20 protein-coding genes are annotated in these 21,168 nt (G+C 56.7%); 8 read left to right on the forward strand and 12 right to left on the reverse strand.

What is annotated here, in order from left to right; genetic code table 11:
* Position 1 precedes the first annotated feature (1 nt).
* The 5 genes from BM395_RS16840 (at position 2) to BM395_RS16860 (ending at position 4,759) form a co-directional block, all read left to right on the forward strand.
* Positions 2-937: a LysR family transcriptional regulator gene (locus BM395_RS16840; protein WP_090513990.1), complete on the forward strand. Its 936-nt coding sequence runs from the start codon at positions 2-4 to the stop codon at positions 935-937.
* Positions 938-1,124: 187 nt separating this feature from the next.
* A complete protein-coding gene (locus BM395_RS16845; protein ID WP_090513993.1) occupies positions 1,125-2,159 on the forward strand; it encodes a TRAP transporter substrate-binding protein in 1,035 nt (344 codons plus the stop codon).
* Between the two features lie 62 nt (positions 2,160-2,221).
* Positions 2,222-2,716, forward strand: coding sequence for a TRAP transporter small permease (locus tag BM395_RS16850; protein ID WP_090513997.1), 495 nt, complete (start codon positions 2,222-2,224; stop codon positions 2,714-2,716).
* Positions 2,713-3,993 (forward strand): TRAP transporter large permease, encoded by a 1,281-nt coding sequence (locus BM395_RS16855; RefSeq protein ID WP_090514001.1) that lies wholly within the window; start codon positions 2,713-2,715, stop codon positions 3,991-3,993. Before BM395_RS16850 ends, BM395_RS16855 begins: the two co-directional genes overlap by 4 nt.
* 4 nt (positions 3,994-3,997) lie before the next feature.
* Positions 3,998-4,759 (forward strand): M15 family metallopeptidase, encoded by a 762-nt coding sequence (locus tag BM395_RS16860; RefSeq protein WP_090514004.1) that lies wholly within the window; start codon positions 3,998-4,000, stop codon positions 4,757-4,759.
* An 11-nt stretch (positions 4,760-4,770) separates the two neighbouring features.
* Here the strand turns inward: BM395_RS16860 and BM395_RS16865 are convergent, their stop codons facing one another.
* Positions 4,771-5,331, reverse strand: coding sequence for a cytochrome b (locus BM395_RS16865; protein WP_090514008.1), 561 nt, complete (start codon positions 5,329-5,331; stop codon positions 4,771-4,773).
* A gap of 177 nt (positions 5,332-5,508) precedes the next feature.
* Between BM395_RS16865 and BM395_RS16870 the strand changes: the two genes are divergently transcribed.
* The 3 genes from BM395_RS16870 to leuA all read left to right on the forward strand — a co-directional run bounded on the left by BM395_RS16870 (position 5,509) and on the right by leuA (position 9,737).
* Entirely contained in the window at positions 5,509-6,357 is an 849-nt protein-coding gene (locus tag BM395_RS16870; protein ID WP_090514011.1) for a peptidoglycan DD-metalloendopeptidase family protein, read from the forward strand.
* A gap of 120 nt (positions 6,358-6,477) precedes the next feature.
* A complete protein-coding gene (locus BM395_RS16875; protein ID WP_090514015.1) occupies positions 6,478-7,734 on the forward strand; it encodes a mechanosensitive ion channel family protein in 1,257 nt (418 codons plus the stop codon).
* A gap of 332 nt (positions 7,735-8,066) precedes the next feature.
* Positions 8,067-9,737 (forward strand): 2-isopropylmalate synthase, encoded by a 1,671-nt coding sequence (gene leuA, locus BM395_RS16880; RefSeq protein WP_090514018.1) that lies wholly within the window; start codon positions 8,067-8,069, stop codon positions 9,735-9,737.
* 61 nt (positions 9,738-9,798) lie between these two features.
* On the opposite strand, the gene BM395_RS16885 is transcribed toward leuA, so the two are convergent.
* From BM395_RS16885 to ndk, 11 genes are all read right to left on the reverse strand, one after another.
* A complete protein-coding gene (locus BM395_RS16885) occupies positions 9,799-10,590 on the reverse strand; it encodes an amidohydrolase (RefSeq protein WP_090514022.1) in 792 nt (263 codons plus the stop codon).
* Positions 10,578-11,726 (reverse strand): pyridoxal phosphate-dependent aminotransferase, encoded by a 1,149-nt coding sequence (locus tag BM395_RS16890; RefSeq protein WP_090514025.1) that lies wholly within the window; start codon positions 11,724-11,726, stop codon positions 10,578-10,580. Before BM395_RS16890 ends, BM395_RS16885 begins: the two co-directional genes overlap by 13 nt.
* Before the next feature lie 120 nt (positions 11,727-11,846).
* Positions 11,847-13,319: a ribosome biogenesis GTPase Der gene (gene der / locus BM395_RS16895; protein WP_069901246.1), complete on the reverse strand. Its 1,473-nt coding sequence runs from the start codon at positions 13,317-13,319 to the stop codon at positions 11,847-11,849.
* A 128-nt stretch (positions 13,320-13,447) separates the two neighbouring features.
* A complete protein-coding gene (gene bamB, locus BM395_RS16900; protein WP_069901245.1) occupies positions 13,448-14,599 on the reverse strand; it encodes an outer membrane protein assembly factor BamB in 1,152 nt (383 codons plus the stop codon).
* Positions 14,592-15,236 (reverse strand): tetratricopeptide repeat protein, encoded by a 645-nt coding sequence (locus BM395_RS16905; RefSeq protein ID WP_090514029.1) that lies wholly within the window; start codon positions 15,234-15,236, stop codon positions 14,592-14,594. The genes bamB and BM395_RS16905 overlap by 8 nt, the downstream gene beginning before the upstream one ends.
* Before the next feature lie 28 nt (positions 15,237-15,264).
* Positions 15,265-16,554 carry a histidine--tRNA ligase gene (gene hisS / locus BM395_RS16910; protein ID WP_069901243.1) on the reverse strand — a complete coding sequence of 430 codons (1,290 nt, stop codon included), beginning with the start codon at positions 16,552-16,554 and terminating at the stop codon, positions 15,265-15,267.
* A gap of 32 nt (positions 16,555-16,586) precedes the next feature.
* Positions 16,587-17,699, reverse strand: coding sequence for a flavodoxin-dependent (E)-4-hydroxy-3-methylbut-2-enyl-diphosphate synthase (ispG, locus tag BM395_RS16915; RefSeq protein WP_069901242.1), 1,113 nt, complete (start codon positions 17,697-17,699; stop codon positions 16,587-16,589).
* A gap of 3 nt (positions 17,700-17,702) precedes the next feature.
* Positions 17,703-18,710 carry a RodZ domain-containing protein gene (locus BM395_RS16920; RefSeq protein ID WP_090514033.1) on the reverse strand — a complete coding sequence of 336 codons (1,008 nt, stop codon included), beginning with the start codon at positions 18,708-18,710 and terminating at the stop codon, positions 17,703-17,705.
* A complete protein-coding gene (pilW, locus tag BM395_RS16925) occupies positions 18,710-19,468 on the reverse strand; it encodes a type IV pilus biogenesis/stability protein PilW (RefSeq protein WP_069901240.1) in 759 nt (252 codons plus the stop codon). The genes BM395_RS16920 and pilW overlap by 1 nt, the downstream gene beginning before the upstream one ends.
* Positions 19,469-19,482: 14 nt before the next feature.
* Positions 19,483-20,631 carry a dual-specificity RNA methyltransferase RlmN gene (rlmN, locus tag BM395_RS16930; RefSeq protein WP_069901239.1) on the reverse strand — a complete coding sequence of 383 codons (1,149 nt, stop codon included), beginning with the start codon at positions 20,629-20,631 and terminating at the stop codon, positions 19,483-19,485.
* A gap of 26 nt (positions 20,632-20,657) precedes the next feature.
* Positions 20,658-21,089: a nucleoside-diphosphate kinase gene (gene ndk / locus BM395_RS16935; protein WP_010484592.1), complete on the reverse strand. Its 432-nt coding sequence runs from the start codon at positions 21,087-21,089 to the stop codon at positions 20,658-20,660.
* Positions 21,090-21,168 lie beyond the last annotated feature (79 nt).

Consider the following 21,168-nt stretch of genomic DNA (forward strand, 5'->3'; position numbering starts at 1 on the left):
TATGATTCGCATTAACCAGCGCGCACTCGCCTATCTGAACGAAGTGATTCATCACGGCTCTGTTCGCCGCGCTGCGCAACAGCTCAACATTGACCCTTCGGCCATTAGCCGGCAAATCTCCGCACTCGAGTCCGAACTGGATATCCGCTTACTCGACCGAACTCCACATGGGGTTCATCCAACCGAAGCGGGTGAGCTGTTGGTTGCCCACTACCGCCAGCAGCAAGCCAATGACCGAGGGGTACTTTCGCGGCTTTCCGACCTGCAGGGGTTACGTCAGGGTCGCGTTCGTATTGCCGTTGGCGAGGGTTTCATCACCGACCTGATATCGCAACCACTGCAAAGCTTTATTCTCAACCACCCGGGAATAGACCTTGAAGTGCGGATGGCAGGAGCCAACGAGGCCGTTGGTTTGGTTAAAGAAGATGCCGTGGATTTCGCCCTTGTTTACGCCCCTCCTGAAGACGACGCCCTGCATATTGAAGTCGATACGCGACAACCTTTGGATCTGATTATTCCCCCTGAGCATCCGCTGGCTGATATCACTACGCCAGTGCCGATGTCGGCATTGCGCAATGAATCACTGGCACTCATTCACAGCAGTACGGGCATGGGCCAGTTAGCCGTTATCGTCGCCCAACTGGAGCACATGCAGCTGCAGCCGAAAATGCGCACCAACTCTGTGGCAGTTCTGGTCAACTTTGTGAAGTCTGGGATTGGCGTAGCGTTCATGCCGGAGCTCACCGTTAGCCAAGAGATCGAAGCAGGGACTATCAAGCGATGCAGCTTGGCCAATCGGGCATTGCGTGACGCCCGCGCGCGTATTGTCAGCCATAAAGGCCGCGAACTCACGGTCGCCAGTAAAGCGTGCCTGGATCACTTACAGCAGGGTATGCGCTTTTTTAACGATCACGCCCCAAGCATTCTCAAACGCTAATTCGGTTCCGACCTGACTGGTAAAGCGCACAGAGCGCCTTACGTGTTGCATTTAAAGCAACGCATAAAGACTTGAATAGTCAACACAACAACAGCTAGCTTCTGACCACCCAAGGTTTGGGCAACCAACACTCACAACAATAATTCACTCCTAACTTTCTAAATCGCTCTGCCATAAGGAAAATAATATGCATTCGAAATTGCGCTCACGTTTGGCCCGTCGTGTGACCACGGGGCTGCTATTCACCGCTATGAGTTTGGCTGGCGCGATGTCGTACGCGGCGACTGAAATCAATCTCAGCTATAACGGCGCCGCTGATAGCGAGAAAAACCCGGTTCATTTATTTGCCAGCAACCTCAAACGTATCGCTGAAGAAAAAAGTGGCGGCGAGCTGAGCATCAAGCTTTATCCCAACAGCATGCTGGGCGAAGAAGAGCAGCGTATGGAGCAGGTGATCAGCACGCCGGGCCTGAACATTGCTTCGTTTGCCGGCGTGGCCCCACTGTTCCCTGAAATCTATGTCAGCGCGATCCCGTTCATGTTCAAGGACGCTGCTGCTGCGCACCAGTTCTTCGATAATGGCGAGTACTGGAAGGCTGCTAAAACCGAGTTTAAAAACCGCACCGGTGTCGAGATGCTGGCCGTTGTTGAGGAAGGTGGCTTCCTGAACTTCACCAACAACAAAAAGCCAATCAAATCGCCTGAGGATTTTGCCGGCTTGCGCTTCCGCGCAATGGACCCGAGCCAAGTGGCGCTTTATGAGTCGTTTGGTGCATCCGGCACGCCTATTCCATGGACTGAGCTGTACATGGGCTTGCGTACAGGCGTAGCCGACGGCCAGATGAACCCGACGTCTTACATCATTCTTGGCAGCCTTTACCAAGTGCAGAAGTACCTGACTCTGGCCAACATCCAGTACTCCGATCAATTCCTGGTTGCCAATGGCGACATGCTGGCTGCGCTTCCAGAGAAAGACCGTGACGCTCTGCTCGCGGCGAGTGAGGAGGCGACCAAACTTAACCGTGAGGCCATTGCCAAACAGCAGGAAAGCGATATCACCTTCCTCAAAGCCGAAGGTATGGAAGTCATCCAGCCTGACGCCAAGGATCTCGCCGCATTCCAGAGCAAAGGTCAGCCGGCCTATCTGGAGTGGCTGAAAGCGCAAAAGATTGATGCCAAATGGATCGATATGGCGCTCAAAGACACCGGCCTCAATCAATAATCGCAACACGGTAACTGCCGCCCCGCACTGACGGGGCGGCCCTCCCCTGATCCGGAGTTTCTATGCGTTCCTTACTACAGCGCACCAGCAGTGTGCTACTGAATCTGGGTGCCTTGCTGTTGCTGCTTGATTTGCTGCTGCTCATTTATGGCGTGTTTGCCCGTTACCTGATTGGTAGTTCGCCGATTTGGATGGATGAACTCGCCCGATACCTGATCATTGGCAGCGTCATGTTGGTTCTTGGGGCTCTGTGGGTTCACGGTGGGCACATGCGCATCAACCTGCTCGAACAACACCTGCCGCACAAGCTCGCTCGTGTCTTGAAGTGTTATCAGTGGTTAATCGCGCTGAGCTTTTTTGCCTTCGCCACTTGGGCCAGTTATCGCTATGCCTTGAACGCCAGTCGCTTCCAGAGCCTTGGTTTGGGCGTGAGCCGCATGTGGCCGCTGCTTAGCCTGCCGATAGGGTTTGGCTTACTCACTTTGATGGTGCTTTTGCAGGGCCCATGGTCTGCAAGTCAGACGGAGCAGACCACAGAACAGGGGCTCAAGCCATGATGGGTTTTGCAATGATCGCAGCTTTTGCAGTCAACCTGATTCTGGGCCTGCCACTGTTTCTCTGCTTACTGCTGACTGCCTTGGTTGGCTTCCTTTTTATCGATCCCAATCTGTTCTTCAACATCCTGCCCCAGCGTTTTTTTGGCGGCATGGATATTTTTTCGCTCATGGCAATTCCACTGTTTGTCTTAGCGGGCAACCTGATGAACAGTTCAGGCATGACCCCGCGTTTGATGCGCTTAGCCAATGCCTTGGTGGGCCATTTCCGCGGCGGACTGGGCCACGTCAACGTGGTGGCTGGGGTTTTCTTTGCGGGCGTTAACGGTTCAGCAGCTGCAGACGCATCAGCGCTCAGCACTCTGCTGGTTCCGGCGATGGAAAAAGAGGGTTACTCACGCAAATTTGCCGCGGGTTTAACCGCAGGTAGCTCCCTGATTGGGCCGATTATTCCGCCTAGCATCTTCATGATTCTGTATTCATCCCTGACCAATACCTCTGTCGGCGAGCTGTTCCTTGCAGGCGTCATTCCGGGCTTGGTTCTGGCTGTTGCTTTCATGACCATGAATGCGCTGTATGCGCGGAAAGCCGGATTGCAGGCGCAAAACAAGAAACCATCCTGGGCAGAAGTATTTGCGGCTGTAGCAGGCGCCTCAACCGCGTTGGTCGCACCGACTCTGATCGTTGCCGGTATTGTGCTTGGCTTGGTGACGCCTACCGAATCCGGGGCAATTATTGTCCTGTACGTTGCCTTGATCGGCTTCATCCAGCGCGAGCTTACGCTGGCAGGATTCTGGAAGTCGATTCAAGAAACCGTCCGCCTTACCGCCAGCATCTACGCAATTATCGCTGCGGCGTCGGTGGTTAACTGGTTGCTCAACTATGCGCAAGTCGCCAGTGAATTCGCGACCATGCTGCAACCATTCAGCCATTCTCCAACCCTGATGCTGTTAGTGATCAGCATGATCATTTTCATCTGCGGCATGGTCATGGAAGAAGTATCGGTGCTGATGCTACTCACCCCGATCATCGCCCCCGTCGCTCTGGCCGCCGGTGTAGACCCAGTTCATCTAGGGCTGATCTTCACCCTGAACATCACCATTGCGATGATCACCCCGCCGATGGGCTCGTGCTTGTTTATTGTTGCGACCATCAGCAAGTTGAGTATCACCGAGATGTTCAAAGGCATTTGGCCGTTTATCGCGGTTGCCTTGAGCGTGCTGTACATCCTGATCCTCTTCCCTTCCCTGACCCTCTGGTTGCCGCGTTTGTTGAGCTGAAACTATGCATAACTGTGAAAAGCCCATTGCCAACTACGACGAGCCAAACTGGCATGCGGTATCTGCTATTCCTATCGTCGAATGCCAGCAACCGCTGCAAGTACTCGGCTTGAGCCCTGCGTTCAGCGTTTACCCAGCCTATCACCGGCTGGGCGTACCCAATGCGATTGCTGAGTGCTACGCGCGCAGCGAAGTTTTTGAGCGTCTGTTAGAAGTAACCCGTCTTTTACCGGCCGGCACTCGCTTGGTCATACTGGATGCATGGCGACCATTTGCCGTGCAACAGTACTTGTACGAAAGCCTTTCGGACGCGTTAACCGAGTACTACCCAGACGCAGATAACGCACAGCTGGAGCACCTGACCCGCCAATACGTTTCGCCGCCCAGCACCAACCGCACAGCCCCGAGCCCGCACCTTACCGGAGGCGCGGTGGACGTGACCTTGTGCGATGCTGAAGGACGCTTTCTGGACATGGGCACAGAATTTGACGAAGCCAGCCCACTCTCATCAACAGCCGCATTTGAGCTGATTGAACAACCCAATACGCGGCAGACGCTGGTACGCAAGAACCGTCGGATTCTTTACAACGCAATGCTTGCGGCAGGCTTCAGCAACCTGCCCAGCGAGTGGTGGCACTACGATTTCGGTGACCAGCTATGGGCCTGGAGTTGCAGCCAGCCTCAGGCAATTTATGGCCCAAGCCAAATCCAATCACTCGATAACCTTTGGCGGCAGCAACTCGAGCAGCAAATGGGTAAACGCTGAGCAGTCGCCACTCAATCCGCCCCACGCCCCAGCATCGCCCTGAGCGTCTGGTCACGCAAAATGAAGTGATGATAAAGCGCTGCCGCTACGTGCAGCGCGATCAACGCGGGCAGCAATACCTCACTGCCCCACTCCTGATGAAACAGCGCGAACGGTTCCTGAAAGGTGATCATCAGCATGTTTTGCTCACTGACAAACTGCCGGGCCGCAGGCAACTGCGCGAAGCTGTCCAGCATCCAGTGCCCTGCTATCGGCAATTTGAAACCAAGGCCCATGTAGGCGCTTAGTGGAATCAGCAGCAACAGGCTGTAGAGCGCGAACTTGCTCAGTTTCGCCAGCCAGCCGCGACGCTCGGAGCGGCGGCGCATTACAATGGCCAGGACACTGAATACGCCGACCAGCAGTCCCGCGTTAATATGCACCACCAGTGAATACCAGTTGCTCACTTCAAGCTGCGTGGTGAGGTAACTGCGGTAATACGCGCTGAGATAGACCCCGCTCAGCAGCAACACGATCAGCCAATGCAGATTGCGCGTGCACGCGCTCACGGGGCGTGGGGTGATGACATCCATATCATTCACTCGATTGAATTAATTGGCGGACTTTACCTCAAACTGCAGCACATCCCTGTAACGAATGTCGGGACTCAATGCCACACTGGCCAGACATCTATTGAAACGTCCATCGCTTCACAGCACCCCGACTTTAAGCCAGCATTGTGCTGCCAACCCAGATAACCCGAGTTGCCCATGCCACGTTTTTACCCTCGCCTGATCCTCATTCTGCTCATTGCGTTCAGTGCCATGCAAGCCCATGCCGAAGGCTTTATCAGCCGTTTACTCAACAAGCCGGTGCCTGGTGGTGTTGCCGTAATTGACCTGGGCAATGGCGAGCAAGCGCCGAGCGCAACGTATCAGGGCAATCCGGTGCTGATCATCAAAGAGGATGGCCAGCGCTGGATCGCCATCGTCGGCGTACCGCTAACCGTCAAAGCTGGTACTCAGCAGTTGCAGGTTAACGCCGGCTCCGGCCAGCAGACGGTGAGTTTTGCGGTGGGCAGCAAGAAATACGCAGAACAGCGCATCAAGATCAAGAACAAGCAGCAGGTCAATCCGAACGCCAGCAATCTCAAGCGGATCAACCGCGAGCTGGCCGAGCAGAATGCCGCCTACGCGCAGTTCAGTGCGCGCCAGCCGAGCAACCTGCTGTTCGACCGACCCGTGAACGGCCCGCTTTCGAGTCCGTTCGGCTTGCGTCGGTTCTTCAATGGCGAGGAGCGTAATCCCCACTCGGGGCTGGATTTCGCCGCCAGCAGCGGCACTCCAATCAAGGCACCTGCTGCCGGCAAGGTGATACTCACCGGCAACCTGTTTTTCAACGGCAACACCGTTTTTGTCGATCACGGCCAGGGCTTGATCAGCATGTTCTGCCACATGTCTAAGATAGACGTGAAGGTCGGTGATGAGGTGCCGCGCGGCGGCGTGCTCGGCAAGGTCGGCGCAACAGGCCGCGCCACTGGCCCGCATTTGCATTGGAATGTCAGTTTGAATGCCGTGCGGGTTGATCCGGCCATTTTTATCGGCGCGTTCAAACCTTAGCAATCGCCCGACTCAACACCATGATTTTGGGCAGCTACGCTGCCTTTAGCACTTTGCTAATGTGCGCCACTTAATCAGCGCCGACCTCAGTAGCGGCTGTCAGGTAACACGGAGTGACCCATGCCGGAACAAATAAACACCTGGATGGCTTGGCTGGAACAGCATCCCGACCTTTTCACCCTCTGCGCGTCTGTGCTTCTGGTACTGATTGCCGTTGCGTGTAACTGGCTGGTCAAGCGCATTCTGGTTCGCGGCCTGCAAATGGTCGCCAGCAGCACGCGACTCTGGCGCGAAGCGCAATTGCACGACAGCGGCATTATCAAGCGTCTGTCGAACGTGGTTCCGGCGCTGATAATCTCCAAGGGCGTGACCCTGATTGACGGGTTTCCAGAAACCTTCGCCACCGTGGTCAGTAACGTCTGCAATGCGTTTATCGTGCTGACGATTGCCATCGCTATCAACGGCGCGCTGGATCTGGTCAACCTGATCTACCAGCGCCGCCCCGATGCTTACCGCCGCCCGATCAAAGGCTACTTGCAGGTCGTGCAGATCATCATCAGCGTAATCGCCGCCATCCTCATGGTCGCGGTTCTGATAGATCGCTCACCGCTGATTTTACTCTCCGGCCTTGGCGCAATGGCGGCGGTGCTGATGTTGATTTTTCAGGACACGATTCTCTCGCTGGTGGCGAGCGTGCAGATTTCGTCCAACGACATCGTCCGTGTCGGTGACTGGATTGAAATGCCCCAGCTCAATGCAGACGGTGATGTGGTCGATATCGCCCTGCACATGGTCAAGGTGCAGAACTGGGACAAAACCATCACCAGTGTTCCGACCCGACGTTTCATCACCGATCCTTTCAAGAACTGGCGCGGCATGCAGGAGTGCGGCGGCAGGCGGATCAAGCGCAGCTTGTACATCGACCAGAACAGCATTGCCTTTTTGGGCAGCGAAGATATTGAGCGCCTGCAACAGCTGAACCTGCTCAACGCGTACCTGGCCGACAAGAAAAGTGAGCTGCACAGCTGGAACACTGAAATTGGCGAAGGCTCGCAAGTTCAGGCAAACACCCGCCGCCTGACCAACCTGGGCACCTTTCGCGCCTATGTCGAAAACTACCTGCTCAAACACCCGGACATTCACCAGCAGATGACCCAACTGGTGCGCCAGATGGAACCCACTGCCGACGGCCTGCCAATCGAAATCTACTGCTTTACCACAACGATTTCGTGGGCGCGCTACGAAGGTATCCAGTCGGATATTTTCGATCACATGCTGGCGATTCTGCCGGAATTCGGCTTGCGCATTTACCAGCATCCGAGTGGCACCGACATGCGCGGCCTCACTCGCCAGCAGCCGGATTACAAGCTGCCTTGATTGGCGCTTTGCGGGTGACGTGGCAGGCACAGGTCACCCGTCAAAACAACTGCGCAATTATTGCCACCAACCACCCAAGATTACGCAATAAATCCTCACCCAAACCGCTTTAATGGCGTTATTCACCAATTTTCAAGACAAGCTTGCCAGCTTTTACCTACATCAGTAGTGTTAGTGCCATGAACAGTCCACACACCCTCATTCTAAAGCGGCAACACGCCAACCTCTGCCTGGTCAGCCAACGACTGCGGGGCTAAATCACCTCGCCAGCGCAACGCCCCCGATAGATTTGCCTGACCCAGAAACAGGCCGCCGCTTACCAAGGAATTACCATGAGCATGCTTAAAGACCCGTCCAGCAAATACCGTGCATTTACCCCGATCAACTTGCCGGACCGTACCTGGCCATCGAAAACCATCACCGAAGTGCCGATCTGGTGCAGCTCCGATTTGCGCGACGGTAACCAGTCGCTGATCGAGCCGATGGATGCCGAGAAGAAGATGCGTTTCTTCAAAACGCTGGTACAGGTTGGCGTCAAGCAGATCGAAGTGGGCTTCCCTTCCGCCTCGCAGACCGATTTCGACTTCGTCCGCACGCTGATCAACGACGGCCATATCCCGGACGACACCACCATTCAGGTGTTGACGCAGGCTCGCGAAGATTTGATCACCCGCACGTTCGAGTCTCTCAAAGGCGCCAAGAAGGCCATCGTTCACGTTTACAACGCAACCGCCCCGGCCTTCCGCCGCATTGTCTTCAATCAGGACAAAGCCGGTGTCGTCGCCATTGCCGTAAACGCCGCGCAAATCATTAAGCGTCTGGCCGCAGAACAGCCGGATACGCAATGGACATTCCAGTATTCGCCGGAGATCTTCTCCTCGACCGAACTGGATTTCGCCGTGGAAGTCTGCGATGCAGTATTGGATGTGTGGCAGCCAACGCCGGACAACAAGGTGATTCTCAACCTGCCGACCACCGTCGAGGTGGCCACACCGAACGTTTACGCCGACCAGATTGAATGGTTCGGCCGGCACATCAGCCGTCGTGACAGCGTGTTGATCAGCCTGCACACCCACAACGACCGTGGCACCGGCGTTGCGGCCAGCGAATTGGGCCTGATGGCGGGCGCCGACCGTGTTGAAGGCTGCCTGTTCGGCAACGGCGAACGCACCGGTAACGTCGACTTGGTCAATCTGGCCTTGAACCTCTACACCCAGGGCATCAATCCGGGTCTGGACTTCTCGGATATCGACGCGGTGCGCAAAGTGGTCGAAGAGTGCAACCAGTTGCCTGTACACCCGCGCCATCCGTATGTTGGCGATCTGGTCCACACCGCATTCTCCGGCTCGCACCAGGATGCTATCCGCAAAGGCTTGACTCAGCAGGACCCGAACGGCATCTGGGAAGTCCCTTACTTGCCGATCGATCCGGCCGATATCGGCCGCAGCTACGAAGCAGTAATTCGCGTAAACAGCCAATCCGGTAAAGGTGGCATCACCTACTTGCTGGAACAGGAATACGGTATCTGCTTGCCGCGCCGCATGCAGATCGAGTTCAGCCAGGTGGTTCAGAAAGAAACCGACCGCCTGGGTCTGGAGATGACTGCCGAGCAGATCTACAGCTTGTTCAACCGTGAGTTCCTGCAAGCCGCTGCGCCTTACGCGCTCAAGGGCCATCGCCTGCAAGAAGAGAACGGCACCAGCGCGGTAGACGTGGAAGTCATCAGCGGCGGTGAAACCCACCACTGGCGCGGCATCGGCAAAGGCCCGCTGGAGGCCCTGGTTGCAGGCTTGCCAGTGAAGGTGGAAATCATGGATTACTCCGAGCACGCCATCGGTGCCGGCACCAACGCCAAAGCGGCGGCGTACATCGAGTTGCGGGTTAACGGTGGCCGCGCATTGCATGGCGCCGGCGTTGACGAGAACCTGACTACGGCCAGTTTCCGTGCCCTGTTCAGCGCCCTCAACCGCGCCCTGATCCAGGCCGAAGAAGAAGCCGCTTAATTCGCTGAACGCTGCATCCAAGCCTGGCGCATTTCCCATGCGTCAGGCTTTTTTATGCCCGTCAGTTGAGCTCGAAGTCGTCGGCGTCGCTGTAGGCCGGAAAACGCTCACGGTAAGCCGCTAGCTCTGCCGAGCTGAGCGTCTGGCGATAGACGCCGGGCTGATTCTGACAGTTGAGCAACGACTCACCCTGAAAGTCCAAAACCTGTGAATCGCCGCTGTACGGATGGCCTTTGCCATCAGTGCCGGTGCGATTGACCGCCGCTACATAACAGAGGTTTTCAATCGCCCGCGCGGGGAGCAAACGATTCCAGTGCGTGCGTCGCGCGGCTGGCCAGTTGGCGGTGTAGATCAGCAGGTCAGTGCTGTGCGGGTCACGACTCCACACCGGAAAACGCAGGTCGTAGCAGATCAGCGGGCGAATCTGCCAGCCTTTCAATTCCTGCAGCACCCGCTGGTTACCCGCGGTGTAATACTTATGCTCGCCGGCCATGCGGAACAGGTGACGCTTGTCGTAATGCGTCATCGAACCATCGGGGCGCGCCCAGATCAGCCGGTTACGGTAACTGCCGTCCGCTGCCTGAATAATCAGCGTGCCGGTTATCACTGCCTTCATGCGCACGGCCATACGCAACAGCCACTGGGTAGACGGGCCGTCTTCGGGCTCTGCCAATTCGGCCGAGTTCATTGAAAAGCCGGTGCTGAACATCTCGGGCAGAACGATCAGGTCAACACCGTGAGCCTGCTCCAATAAGGCTTCGAAGCGGTTCAGGTTAGCCTGTGGGTCGTGCCACACCAGATCGGTCTGGATCAGGGCCAGATGCAGGTCTTCTCGCAGGGTTAGATCGCGCATAGTTTCTCCGCTGCTTGGCGCAAGGTTTCTTCGCGCTTGGCAAAACACAGGCGCACCAAGCGCATGTCCTTCGGTGCCTGTTGGTAGAACACCGAAACCGGAATACTGGCGACGCCGTGTTCACGGGTCATCCACTCAGCCATCGCCACATCATCCAGGTCATCGCGAATCGCCGAGTAATCCACCAGCTGGAAATACGTACCGGGCGTGCGGGTGAAGCTCAAGCGTGAGTCTGCCAGCAAGTTGCAGAACAGGTCGCGCTTATTCTGATAGAAGGCCGGCAATTCACTGATGTACTGCGGATGCTCTGCCATAAAGTCTGCCAGCGCCCACTGCAACGGAGTCACGCCGCAGAAGCTGACGTACTGATGAATCTTGCGCAGCTCGGCGGTTAACGCCGGCGGCGCCACGACATAGCCGGTTTTCCAGCCGGTTACGTGATAAGTCTTTCCGAACGAGCTGACCACAAAGGCGCGCTGATAAAGCGCTTCATGGGCCAGTACGCTGCAATGCGCAACGCCATCGAACACCAGATGCTCGTACACCTCATCGCTGATGATGTAGATATCGCGCTCGGCAATCAACGCCGCCAGTTGGTCCAGCTCGGCGCGGGTAATCAGCGCACCACTCGGATTGTGCGGGCTGTTGAGAATCACCAGGCGGGTTTTCGGGCTCAGCGCATCGCGAAATTTCTGCCAGTCGATGGCGAAGCCGGGGTATGCCAGCGGCACGTGCACACAGCGCCCACCGGCCAAGGCAACTGATGGCTCGTAACTGTCGTAGCACGGGTCGAACACGATGACTTCATCACCGGGCTGAATCAGCGCCTGAATCGCGCAGAAGATAGCCTGCGTGGCGCCTGGCGTAATGGTTACTTCAGTGTCGGCGCTGACGTTGCAGCCGTAGCTGCGGGCTATCTTGGCGGCGACCTGCTCACGCAACGCGGGCAAGCCGGTCATGGCGGCGTACTGGTTATGGCCGGCGGCGATGTGCCGGGCGACGTTGTCACGCAGTGCCTGCGGCCCGTCAAAGTCAGGGAAGCCCTGAGATAGATTCAACGCGCCTGTCTCGGCGGCGAGCTGCGACATTTGCGTGAAAATGGTGGTGCCGACATTTGGCAACTTACTGCTGATCATTACGCCCCCTGCTACCCACCGCACCCGACTGCGCGGCCTGGACAGGCAGGATAGCCCATCGGGCAGGCATGAAAAAGGCGCCCTTGAGGCGCCTGTTTCAACATCCGCAAAATTGCCGGATCAGCGTTTGTCTTTACGCTTCTTCTCGGCTTTTTTGTGGTGGCTCATCAAACGACGCTTCTTGTTCACCTGACGGTCAGTAAGCGTGTTCTTCTTCGCTTCATACGGGTTCTCACCGCCCTTGTACTCGATACGGATCGGCGTACCGACCAGCTTCAAGACACGGCGGTAAGTGTTTTCCAGATAACGCGAGTAAGAGCGCGGAACCGCTTCGACCTGGTTACCGTGAATCACGATGATCGGCGGGTTAGCACCACCCAAGTGCGCATAACGCAGCTTGATGCGACGGCCATTGACCAGAGGCGGCTGGTGTTCGCGCACCGCGTCTTCGAGAATCTGGGTCAGACGGCTGGTCGGCCAGCGGGTGATAGCCGACTGGAACGATGCCTGCACGGACTTGTACAGATGGCCAACGCCAGTACCGTGCAAGGCCGAGATAAAGTGAATATCGGCAAAGTCGACAAAGAACAGGCGACGCTGCAACTCGACCTTCACATAGTCACGCTCGCTGGCATCCATCCCGTCCCACTTGTTCAGGGCGATAACCAGTGCACGACCACTTTCGAGCACAAAACCGAGCAGGTTGAGGTCGTGATCGACCACGCCTTCGCGGGCGTCCATGACGAACACCACCACGTTGGAGTCTTGAATCGCCTGCAGGGTCTTGACCACCGAGAACTTCTCGACAGCTTCAAAAATCTTGCCGCGACGACGCACACCGGCGGTGTCGATCAGCGTGTACTTCTCATCATCGCGTTCAAACGGGATGTAGATACTGTCACGCGTGGTGCCAGCCTGGTCATAAACGATAACCCGGTCTTCACCGAGCATGCGGTTGACCAGCGTCGATTTACCGACGTTGGGACGGCCGATAATCGCCAGCTTGATGCCGTCTTTCTCGCTCGGGCCCGGAATACGCTTGGCTTCCTCGCCTTCAGCGACGTCCTCAAGCTCCTCGCCTTCTTCCAACTCACCCGCATCTTTCGGGAACTGGGTCAGCACCGCTTCGAGCATTTGCGCGATACCGCGACCGTGGGCACCGGCAATCGCCAGCGACTTGCCCATGCCCAGCGAACTGAATTCGGCGCATGCCAGATCCGGGTCGATGTTGTCGACCTTGTTCACCACCAGGTAGCTTTGCTTGTTGCGCTTGCGCAGGTGCTCGCCAATCATCTGATCGGAGGCAGACAAACCGGCCCGGGCATCCACAAGGAACAGCACCACATCGGCTTCTTCGATCGCTTGCAGGGACTGAGCGGCCATCTTCGCGTCGATGCCTTCTTCGTCACCGGAAATACCACCGGTATCGATGACGATGTACGTGCGTCCCTGCCACTTGGCTTCGCCATACTGGCGATCACGGGTCAGACCCGACAGGTCACCGACGATGGCATCGCGGGTCCTGGTCAAGCGGTTGAAAAGAGTGGATTTACCGACGTTAGGTCGGCCCACCAGGGCTATTACGGGAACCATTAGGCTCTCCACTTCGTTATTTCAGAAAATACAAAAGCCGCTGCATGGGCAGCGGCCAAAATTAAATGCTCAAACCGGATGGCTGCACAACGCTGTTGTGCAGCATAGCCAAGCCTGACGGTGACGGCTTATTTGATGGTCAGTGCGACCAGCTTGCCACCGTTACCGTATGCGTAGAGCCAGTCGCCTACCACCAGTGGACGCGCCCGCAGGCCATCACTGTCGATACGCTCACGCGCTACGAAACGACCATCGACCTGGCTGACCAGATGCAGATAGCCTTCAAAATCGCCAAAGGCGACATAACTCGAGAACACTTCCGGGGCCGACAGCTGGCGGCGAGCCAGTTGGTCATTGCTCCACAGTGCCGAGGTCGAACGTTCATCAATCGCTTCAACGGTACCGTTGGCCTGGCTGACGTAAACGCTGCCCAGACCTTCCGCTACACCAACTGAACTTGAAGCTTCGCGCTGCCACAGTACCCGACCGGAATCGACATCCAGCGCTGCAACGCGGCCCTGATAACTGACAACATAAAGCTTGCCGCCCGAGAGCAGCAGGCCGCCATCGATATCGACAACACGCTCAAGCTCGGAACGGCCCTGCGGAATCGCCACGGCCTGTTCCCAAACCGGAATACCACGCTGAGCATCCAGCGCAATCACCTTGCCGCTGGACAACGCAGCAATCGCCAGACGATCAGTCAACAACGGGCTGCTGCTGCCACGCAGGGTCAGAACGGCCGGGGTGTTGTTGAAGGTCCACATGTGCGAGCCAGTGTAGGCGTCGAATGCAGTCAGGGTATCGTCCGAAGTCTGCACCAGAACCAGCTGACCATTGGTCGCCGGGGCTGCCAGAACTTCACTGGAAACCCGTGAACGCCAGCGCTCTTCACCGGTGTCGGAATCGAGGGCAATCACTTCGCCCTTGAGCGTACCGATCAGAACCAGGCCGTAACCTGCACCAACGGCGCCGGAAATCGGCACATCGAGGTCGGCTTCCCAGACTTCATCACCGCTGGTGCGATCGAGCGCAACGACTTCACCGCTGACGTCAGCTGCAAAAATACGCTGCCCTTCAACCGCTGGAACCAGCATGTTGAAGGTATCGCCCTGGCCGTCACCGACCGAGTGGCTCCACTGCTCCTGCAGTTGCACTTCTTCGGTGAAGTCAGGCAACTCAGCGGGCGGCAATTCTTTCTTGCTGTTGCTGCTGCAACCCACGACCAAAACAGCCAGGGCCAGCAATGCGGCATTTTTCCAACGCATCACGTCACGCATCCCCTTTGGCAAGGTCGTCGATTTTCAGCTGCAAGCCACCCACAGCGGCGTCTTCCGACAGCGCTTCTTTGGCTTTCAGGTAGGCAGCATGTGCCTCATCAGTGCGGCCCAGCTTAACCAGCAGGTCGCCTTTCAATTCTTCACGGCCAGCCAGATAGGCTTTGTCCGCATCATTTTCAAGCAGCTTGAGGGCCTCGTCGGCCTTGCCGTCAGCCGCCAGAACACGTGCCAGACGCTGGCGTGCGATTTCAGCCAGGGTATCGTCAGCCGGGCTGTCGACAATGCTCTGCAACTCAGCTTCGGCGTCGTTCAGTTCACCGGCCTCAACTGCAACCTTGGCCACGAACAAGCTGCCGTATTGTGCGTAATGAGTGCCGCCGTACTCGCCCTTGAGCTTGCCTGCCAGCTCGGCAACCTTGGCTACATCAGGCTTGCCGCTCGGCGTCAGCGCCGTTTCCAGCAGCTGCTGATAGAGCATTGAGGCGCCCTGCGACTGATTGGCCTGGTATTTTTGCCAGCCCTGCCAGCCAAGCACCGCGATCAACGCCAGTGCGCCGCCAGCCAGCAACGGCTTACCGTTGCGCTGCCACCATTCCTTGATTACCGCCAGCTCTTCTTCGTCGTTACGCGAAACCACCCCAATACTCCTTAATCCGCTAAATCGCTTAAGCCTTCTCGAGGCTGGTTGCCAAATGCTCTGCAAGAGCGTCGATGGCAATGCTTTGTTGTTCTGCCTGACCACGCAGCGGTTTGAAACCTACCACTTGCTGAGCCAACTCGTCTTCCCCCAGGATCACGGCATAGAGCGCACCGCTCTTGTCCGCTTTCTTGAACTGGCTCTTGAAACTGCCACCGCCTGCGTTCACCTGCAAACGCAGCCCCGGCACCTGATCACGCAGGCGTTCACTAAGGGTCAGCGCAGCAAGCTCGGCTGCCTCGCCAAAGGCACACAGGTATACGTCTACCTGACGGGCGATTTCAGCGGGTACTTTATCCAGAGTTTCAAGCAATAACACCAGGCGCTCGATACCCATGGCAAAACCAACGCCAGTGGTCGGCTTGCCACCCATCTGCTCAACCAGACCATCATAACGGCCACCGGCGCACACAGTACCTTGAGAACCGAGTTTATCGGTAACCCATTCGAATACTGTTTTACTGTAGTAATCGAGGCCGCGCACCAGTTTAGGATTGATGACGTAAGGAATGCCCGCTGCATCGAGGCGCGCCTTGAGGCCCTCGAAGTGAACGCGCGAGGCTTCGTCGAGGTAATCGGCAAGCTTCGGTGCATCCACCAGCAGCGCCTGAGTTTCTGGCGACTTGCTATCGAGGATACGCATCGGGTTGCTGCTCAGACGACGACGGCTGTCTTCATCGAGCTGATCGGCACGCGCCGAAAGGAACTCAACCAACGCATCGCGGTAAACCGCGCGCGCCTCGCTGGTGCCCAGGCTGTTCAGCTCAAGGGTAACGGCATCGCGAATGCCCAACAGGCCCCACAGGCGCCATGTCAATACGATCAGCTCGGCGTCGATGTCCGGGCCATCGAGATTGAACACCTCGACACCGATCTGGTGGAACTGGCGATAACGGCCTTTCTGCGGGCGTTCGTGGCGAAACATCGGGCCGATGTACCAAAGCTTCTGAGTTTGTCCGCCGCCTGCCAGGCCGTGCTCGAGTACCGCGCGCACGCAGGCCGCTGTACCTTCAGGACGCAGGGTCAGCGAATCGCCGTTACGGTCTTCGAAGGTGTACATCTCTTTTTCGACGATATCGGTAACTTCACCAATCGAGCGCTTGAACAGCTCGGTGAACTCGACGATAGGCATACGAATCTGCCGATAGCCGTAGCCATCGAGCAGGCTCGCAACCGTGCCTTCGAAATAGCGCCACAGCGGAGTTTGCTCAGGCAGGATGTCGTTCATGCCACGAATGGCTTGCAGGGACTTGCTCAATTCAATTCCTTAAACTTTCAAAGGCCGGGCGCTTAACTGCGTACGATTACAGCAGCGTCGGCAGCAACTTTCTCAGCTGCTTTCTGGCGGATGAGCTTTTCCAGATCATCGACCAAATTGTCATTGTTCATTTTCTGCGCGGGCTTGCCGTCAATGTAAATCAGGTTGCTCGGCGAGCCACCGGTGAGACCGATATGCGCCTCTTTTGCCTCACCCGGGCCATTCACCACACAACCGATTACGGCAACATCCAACGGCACCAACAAGTCTTCCAGACGGCCTTCAAGCTCGTTCATGGTTTTCACCACATCGAAGTTCTGCCGCGAGCAGCTCGGGCAGGCGATGAAGTTGATACCGCGCGAGCGCAAACGCAACGACTTGAGAATGTCGTAACCCACCTTGATCTCTTCGACCGGGTCGGCTGCCAGAGAAATGCGAATGGTGTCGCCGATGCCTTCGGCCAGCAGCATGCCGAGACCGACTGCCGATTTGACCGTGCCCGAACGCAGGCCACCGGCTTCGGTGATGCCCAGGTGCAGTGGCTGGGAAATCTGGGTGGCAAGCAAGCGATAGGCGGCAACAGCCATGAACACGTCAGAGGCTTTCACACTGATTTTGTAATCAGGGAAGTTCAGCCGTTCAAGGTGCTCGGCATGACGTAAAGCCGACTCGACCAGTGCTTCCGGGGTCGGCTCGCCGTATTTCTTTTGCAGGTCTTTTTCCAGCGAACCGGCGTTAACGCCGATGCGGATCGGAATCCCTTTGTCGCGTGCGGCTTCAACCACAGCGCGAACGCGGTCTTCACGACCGATGTTGCCCGGATTGATGCGCAGGCAATCGACGCCCAGTTCAGCCACACGCAGGGCGATCTGGTAATCGAAGTGAATGTCGGCAACCAGCGGCAGGTTCGACTGCTGCTTGATTTTGCCAAACGCCTCGGCGGCGTCCATGTCCGGCACGGATACGCGCACGATATCGGCGCCCGCTTCCTCAAGACGACGGATCTGGGCGACCGTGGCGGCCACATCGTTGGTGTCGGTGTTGGTCATGCTCTGCACGGCAATTGGCGCATCGCCGCCGACCGGTACCGAGCCAACCCAAATTTTACGCGACTGACGACGCTTGATCGGTGATTCGCACTGCATGTCTTACTGCCCCAAGGTCAAACGCGCAGTACCGCCATTGGCGATATGCGGTGTTACATCGACTGGCTGGCCGTTATAGCTAACCTCGGCGCCACGGGCAAAGCCCAGACGCAACGCCAGTGGCGCCTTGCCAACCACTTGCAGGTTTTCGCCCTTGCGCTTGAGACCGCTGAATACCACTTTACCGTCGGCATCAGTCACCTGCAGCCAGCAGTCTGCGCTGAAATTGATTGCCACATTACCTTCACCGGCAGCCGCCACGGGCTGTTCAGTTGCAGGCGCCGGCGCGGCCTCGGCGGTTTCTGCCGGAGCGGCCGGTGCAGCGGCGACAGCAGCGTCTTGCGCGGCATTGTCCTGAGTAGAATTAGGCGTGGCTGGAGCAGCTTCCGGCTCGCCTTCTTCGGCGGCAGTCGGCGGTGCGCCCTCTTCGCTTTCATCGGTTGGCGCAATGCTGCCAAGATCAAGTGGAGCCGCTTCCTGAGCTGCTTCTACAGCTTGATCTTCCGGCTCATCGAGCGGATGAATCTGTGTGGCGCCATCAGCACCTTCAACTTCTACATGGCCCAGAGCGGATGAAGCCTGCTCGTTGGCCTGACGCTCAGCCTGACCCTGCCACCAGTAAAAGCCGACAACGGCCAGGCCGACGAGCAGCGCAAAGCTGACGAAGCGCAAGATGCGCTGCGAGTATTTAACCGGCTCTTCTATACGGCCAAGGCCTTGTACGTTACTGCCGACCGCATTGCTGCCGGTGAACTGATCGAACTGTTCAACCAGCACGGCTTGATCCAGGCCGAGTAGTTTTGCGTAGGCACGCACATAGCCACGGGCAAAGGTATGACCCGGCAACTTTTCGAATTCAGCAGCTTCAATCTGCCCCAGACGAGTTGGCGTCAAATTCAACTGAGCAGCCACCTCAGCGACAGACAAATCCTTCTGCTCGCGGGCATTACGCAGTGTGTCACCGGGGTTGATGCGGTTCACTGCTACAGCTTCAGGTTGCGCCGATTTCATCATTGCTCCGACAAATATTGCTTGTATTCCGGGGTGCCCGGATAAAGACGTTTGAGTTGCAGCCCCAAACTAGCAGCTTGGTCACGATCATCAAAACGTTTAGCTAGACGCGTGCCCAGCAACAAACTGCTGGCATTCTGTTCACTAATCGCACTGTAGCTTTCGTAATAACGGCGGGCCGGGACATACGCCTGCTCGTCATATGACATATTGGCAAGTTCGAGCAAAGCCCGTGGCTGGCGGCGATTGAGCCGCAGCGAACGCTCAAAATACTGTTTTGCCTGCTCGTTTCGGCCCAATACCTTAGCAGTGATGCCCAGGTTCTCGAAGACCCGCGAGCGTTCCGGGTAAAGATTATCTTGCGCGGCCTGCTCGTAACGCTCGAATGCTTCATCGTAGCGTTTCTGTTCGAACAGGAAACTGCCGTAATTGTTCAGCAAACGTGCATCGGAGGAACGCTGGGCAATTGCCTTGCGGTAATGCTCGTCGGCAAGTTTGGGTTCCATTTCAATCTGAAACACCAGAGCCAGCGCCGCATGGGCGTCGGCACTGGAGGAGTCAAGCTCAAGGGCCTTTTTCAGCGGCACCTTGGCACGCTCGGTAGAACCCTGTTGAAGATAACCAAGACCTAGCTGGATGTATGCATCGCGCGCTTCATCGCGACCACTGTCGGTTTTCATCGGATCGACATCGCCGGTCGTTACACAGCCGACCAACAGGCTGGCGAGTAGTAAGAACAGCGCGGGGCGCAAGGTCATGTATATCCTCCCTTTTAGTTTTGATTAGTAGTGGAAGGCGATGACTCAGCCTCGCTACTTAACTGGCGCACGGCAATATACCGCTCGCTACGCCGGGTCCGATCCATGACTTGGCCAACCAACTGGCCACACGCCGCATCAATGTCCTCACCGCGCGTAGTACGCACAGTGACATTGTGCCCGGCTTTATGCAGCAGGTCTTGAAAACGACGTATCGCATTGTTGCTCGGGCGCTCATATCCGGAATGCGGGAACGGATTAAACGGGATCAGGTTGATTTTGCACGGCACATCGCGCAACAACTCGATCATTTGCTCGGCATGCTCGACCCGGTCATTCACATCCTTGAGCAGGGTGTACTCGATGGTCAGCACACGTTTTTCGCCGAGACGGGACACGTAACGCTTGCAGCTGGCAAGCAACATGTCGAGCGGGTACTTCTTGTTGATTGGCACCAACTGATTACGCAGCTCGTTGTTCGGTGCATGCAGAGACAGCGCCAGGGAGACGTCAATCACCTCGGACAACTTGTCGATCATCGGCACCACGCCAGAGGTGGACAAGGTCACCTTGCGCTTGGAGATACCGTAGCCGAGGTCATCCATCATGATTTTCATGGAGGCGACTACGTTATCGAAATTCAGTAACGGCTCGCCCATGCCCATCATCACCACGTTGGTGACGGCGCGATCAATTTTCGCAGGCTGGGTGCCGAATGATTTATTGGCGATCCACACCTGACCGATAATCTCGGCGGAGGTGAGGTCACTGTTGAAGCCTTGTTTGCCGGTGGAGCAGAAACTGCAATCGAGCGCACAACCTGCCTGCGACGAAACACACAGAGTGCCGCGGCCACCTTGCGGGATGTAAACGGTTTCTACACAGCTACCGGACGCCACACGAACGACCCACTTACGGGTGCCATCGGTGGAGATATCTTCGCTGACCACTTCTGGCCCGCGAATTTCAGCACAGGCCTTGAGCTTCTCGCGCAAGACCTTGCTGACGTTACTCATGGCGTCGAAATCATCGACGCCAAAGTGGTGAATCCACTTCATTATCTGACCGGCACGGAAACGCTTCTCCCCGATACTGTCGAAGAATTGTTCCATTTCCTGCTGGGTCAGCCCCAGAAGATTAATTTTACCGGTTGATTCAGTCATGGTTTCACCTTCACTCGAATGTTCGCTTAGCGAATGCGAGCGCAAACCTCAGTAGAGGCGAAGAAGTAAGCGATTTCGCGAGCAGCCGACGCTTCGGAGTCCGAACCGTGTACAGCGTTTTCGTCGATAGAAACAGCGAAGTCAGCACGGATAGTGCCAGCAGCAGCTTCTTTAGGGTTGGTAGCGCCCATCAGTTCACGGTTTTTCAGGATGGCGCCTTCGCCTTCCAGAACCTGAACAACAACCGGACCGGAAGTCATGAATGCAACCAGATCCTTGAAGAAACCGCGCTCGCTGTGCTCAGCGTAGAAGCCGCTCGCTTCGCGCTCGGACAGCTGAACCATTTTCGATGCAACGACGCGCAGACCAGCTTTTTCAAAGCGGGTAACGATCTCGCCGATTACATTCTTGGCAACTGCGTCGGGTTTGATGATAGAGAAAGTACGTTCAACAGCCATGGGAAACTCCAGGAACTTAGATTAAGCAAAAATTAAACCCGCGAATTATACGCGGGTTCTGGTTAAATGCGTAGGGTGC

The organism is Pseudomonas marincola (assembly GCF_900116605.1).
Classification (GTDB): Bacteria; Pseudomonadota; Gammaproteobacteria; order Pseudomonadales; family Pseudomonadaceae; genus Aquipseudomonas; species Aquipseudomonas marincola.